The 621-nt window shown below is 47.3% G+C and carries 2 protein-coding genes; both read left to right on the plus strand.

Annotation, left to right across the window (positions count from 1 at the left end; all coding sequences use genetic code 11):
- On the plus strand, positions 1-281 hold a 281-nt coding region (locus tag ACU8YC_RS25560; protein WP_446896041.1), incomplete at its 5' end, for a hypothetical protein.
- 26 nt (positions 282-307) lie between these two features.
- A partial coding sequence (locus ACU8YC_RS25565; protein WP_446896042.1) for a PapB/FocB family fimbrial expression transcriptional regulator occupies positions 308-621 on the plus strand: 314 nt, incomplete at its 3' end.

Here is a 621-nt window from a genome sequence, read left to right on the forward strand (position 1 = left end):
CAGTATTAACGGATGTTGAAGAATGTCTTTACCGGCTGCTTGCAAAAAAAGTTCGTTCAACCCGGTTATGTCATGAGGCCAGACAATGGTTTGCCGGTGGAGAGAAAGTCAGTGTTCTGGCAGTAAAAGCACAGACTGACAAAAGAAAAATGTATCAGCGACGGGCGGCGCTGTGTCACCTTCTGAAAACCCGCACCCGGGAATTACCTTTATCATTAACGGTGATATGGGGACAGACTTTTAAAGAGGGAGGGGGCTTTCGGAAATACCCGCCTGAATAAACAAGCATACGGCAGAGGACAACAATATGCGGGTTTCTTTATATGATTATCAGAAACCGGGTATTTTAATACCCGGGAAGGTTGATAATAAATATTTTTTCAGTCTGGTTGAAGTCTGCGATATCAGCAATCCCAGAATGGTCAGCGCGCTGGAGCAGGTTCTGGTGTTTGGTAAAACCCGCCGGGAAGCCTGCGGTCAGTTCGGCGTCACAGCCAGCTATTTTTCAATAAAAATAAGGCAGTTGCAGAGTGTGAGTGTTCTGCTTCAGCAAATGTTCCCGTGTGCCAGCCATCAGGGAGGGTGTCCGTTGCACTTCCGGGAAGAGAAGTGTGAGTGTTC

Source organism: Citrobacter sp. VF227, from assembly GCF_052950715.1.